This window comes from Dethiosulfatibacter sp. (assembly GCF_983023055.1).
This window is the reverse complement of sequence record NZ_CEZJXU010000262.1, coordinates 1-3,651: the sequence shown is the minus strand read 5'-3', so window position 1 is coordinate 3,651 and position 3,651 is coordinate 1. Positions and strand designations below refer to the sequence as shown.

Genomic DNA, 3,651 nt, shown 5'->3' with positions numbered 1-3,651 from the left:
TGGTTGAATTTTCTTCTACTGTATTTTCTTCCACGGTGTTTTCTTCGATTACTTCCGGTTCAACCTCTATTCCTTCGATGATTTCAAGCTGTGTAAGTACCTTCTTAAGCTGGTCTATATGTCTGCCGTAGTCTGTCCATTCACCATTTTTCAATGCTTCTTCAGCTTTTTCATATAGGCCGTTTGCTTCTATTATAAGGTCCTTTATAGTTTTGTCCTGGATTCCTAAACCGTCTTCGCCGGTATTGTAGTCAACTCCGAATAGCTTGTTCAATGCGATTTCAAGAGTATCTTCCATGATTATATTATCTCCATATGCCGCTATTACCTTCTTCATCTCAGGAAGACTGTTTTCATTGTCTGCCTGAAGGTATATAGGCTCTATGTATAGAAGTGATTCTTCTATAGGAATTACCAGTATGTTACCCCTCAATACATTTGACCCTTCCTGTGACCAAAGTGTAAGTTGTGGAGAAATCTCTGAATCCTGGTCTATCCTTGATTCTATCATATTTGTACCTGGTATGTTCTCATTTTTCGAATACCTGTAAATAACTAGCTCACCATAGTTTTCACCGTCGTTTCTGGCTGCAAACAGTGCTGTCATATTGTTCTTTCCTACTGGAGAATAAGGTACTGAAAGAAGAAATTCTACTTCGTCTTCGCCAGGCAACTTAAACATTACATAGTTTGATTCAACTTTTTGTACTGCATCCATATACTTTTCTTGTGATATTTCCCAAAGGTCCTCTCTTCCAAAGAACACTGTTGGATTTTCCATATGGTATGTTCTGTATATTTCAGCTTGTACATTGAAATACTCCTGTCCATATCTTATATGATCCCTAATTCCCTTAGGCATTTCATCAAGGGTTTTAAAAAGATCAGGGAATATTTCTCTGTATGTTAAAGCAAGAGCATCTGTTTCATCTGTGATATAGAAATCGGTATCTCCGTTATATGCATCTATTACAACCTTTATTGGATTCCTAATATAGTTAAAAGAAAAATCGTCTATAGGTTGTGAATAAGGATACTTGTTACTTGTTGAAAATGCTTCTATTATCCAGTATAGCTTTCCATCATCCTGGTTTACAACTAAATATGGATCTGTTCCAAACTCAAGGAATGGAGCTATCTTATTAACTCTTTCTATTATGTTTCTATTAAGGATGATTCTACTATCTGAATTTACATTATTTGAAATTAATATTTTAAGACTTCCCTGTCTAATGGTGAAAAGAAGCTTGTTCATTCCTGAAAGCTCTATTCCTGCATTTCCCTCGTAATATGTCATTACATTGTCGGAACCTGATGGATAGTCGAATTCTTCTTCACCTGAATTTACTATTACATAGTTGTTTGTCATCTCTCCGAAATATATTTCAGGTTGAGTAATCTTCAAGTCAGTAGTTGTAGTAGGAGGTATATCCTTTACTAAAAGTATAGGCTGACCTTCAGTTGTTACATCATTTACAGGAGACAGTGAAAAACCGTAACCATGGGTATACTTAAGTACCTGGTTGATCCATGTCTGTGCCTGAGAGTCAAGTTTTGTCTGGTCAAGTTCCCTGGCTGATAGAAATACCTGCTTGTATTCTCCATCAATTGTATACCGGTCTATGTCAACGTCGTTGTAAACATAGTATGGTCTTATACCTTGAATCTGGTTGTATACTTGCTCTATAGGTCTGTAGTCGTTTATCCTTATGTTGTTGATTATGTCGCTGTTAAAGTTTATATCCTTCTTGGAAAGGTCATATTTTACAGGATACTCCACTTCCTTCACCTCTTCAAGACCATAGGCTTTCTGGGTGTATGCTATATTGTATTCTATATACTTCATTTCCTTTGATATCTGGTCAGGTTCAACGATGAATTGCTCAACGGCTCCTCCAACGATACCACCTGCTATTGTTATTACTATTAAAACTGCAGGCATTGCCAGTGCAAGTACAAGATTCTTCTTCTTTGCTCCCATGAAGAAGGTAACTGCTCCTGCTATTGCAGCAACTGCTATTACTCTATATAGCTTAAGTGATACCGCTATGTCTGTATATGAAGCTCCGTAAACCTTTCCTCTTGCAGAATACAGAAGGTCGTAGGATCTAAGCCATGACCTTATTCCCAATATGAGAAGGAAGGCGGCTCCGAAAAATGCTACCTGGTTTATGATATTTGTAATAGTTTTTTTATCTATTGTATCGTTTAAAGACTTTCTCTTTTGGCTTAATTCCTCAAAGTCTATTACCTTTTCACCTGAACGCATTCTGGTTGTAGTTTTTGCAGTGAATATTATCATATTGAATGCAACAGTTATTACAATAAATATAAACAACATTGCCATTAGAAAATTAAGTATGCCGTTTATGAATGGAAGCTTAAATACATAGAATCCTATATCCTGGCTGAAGATTGGATCAACAACATTAAAAAGCTGCCCATTGATAAATTCAAGTATTTCAAACCACATTGATGAAACAACGGATATTGAAAAGAAAAATGCAAGAATAACTGATCCAAGTCTTATACCAAGACCTATTTTTTTCATATCGCCCTTATCTATTGTCAGGTTCATTTCTTTGAAATATTTCTTTTTAAGGTATGTCAGGTAGTAATTGAATACTACTGATAACACTATAAAAAGAGGAACTCCTATAATAAACTGGGTTCTCAATTTAGTCAAAAATGTGCCTGTATAACCAACTTCACTGAACCATTTATAGTCCGATACAAATGATATAAGGCTGCCGAAGGAACTGATGCCAACCACTATCATCACGAAGATGATTATTCCGAAAATATTAGCTTTGTTTAGTGTATTTTGTTTCTTTTTGTTATCCGCCATTCAATCTTCCTCCTAAATTTTATGTCACTATTTATTTACCAACGTATTACACGTAATTTTCATAATTATTCTATATTCATTATACCCTTTATATTTATCCTTTTCAACAGGTTAAAATCCACATTTACTCATAATTAAAATACGTTTTATTAATATCTTTATATTCTGTACGTAAATTCTTTTTAAACATCTCAGATAATCTACTTCGGTATCCAGTGGCAAAAATAAAATACAACGAGGTCTCGACTTGGAGGTTCGAGAATCCACATTGTCAAAGAAGAAGATTCTCGTTCCGACGGAGTAGGGAGTTGTGTTTTATTTTTTCCACGGAATATACCATACAAAAGGTCGAATAATGTGTCAAGAAAGCAGCTTTGCTGCGTTAACTAGGTCACGCTTCATGTGACCAAAGCGGTTATTAAGATGCGAAAGAAAGTTCCCTTAACCGCATAACACCAACACTTCAAGGGGTTATGCATATTTTAACTTTCTTAAGCTATAAGAAAGCACCGGAGTACCCTCCAGTGCCTAAATTCGATTTTATTATTCTACAAGAAAACCCCTGTTTTTAAGCTGTTCTTTTATTTCTTCAAGTATTTCCTTTGATGGAGCCTTTATTTTATGTAAATGAATTCCATCATTCATTTTGGACAAAGGCTCAGCATTGCTTTCTTCCATTTGAAATAAGAAGTTTTTAACGTCAAGCCTTGATTTTATCATAAGCTTTCCGTTGAATTCTCCATAGAAAGGATGATCAACAGTAACATCAATTACTTCTCCTCCGTTGTCCACTACAATGTTAA

General features: G+C 35.3%; 2 protein-coding genes. Both read right to left on the bottom strand.

Going from position 1 to position 3,651, the window contains the following annotated elements; translation table 11 throughout:
- Positions 1 to 2,848, bottom strand: a 2,848-nt coding sequence (locus AC3AX0_RS09275) for a UPF0182 family membrane protein (RefSeq protein ID WP_487550013.1), incomplete at its 3' end; no start/stop codon positions are given.
- Positions 2,849 to 3,391: 543 nt separating this feature from the next.
- On the bottom strand, positions 3,392 to 3,651 hold a 260-nt coding region (locus tag AC3AX0_RS09270), incomplete at its 5' end, for a 3H domain-containing protein (protein ID WP_487550012.1).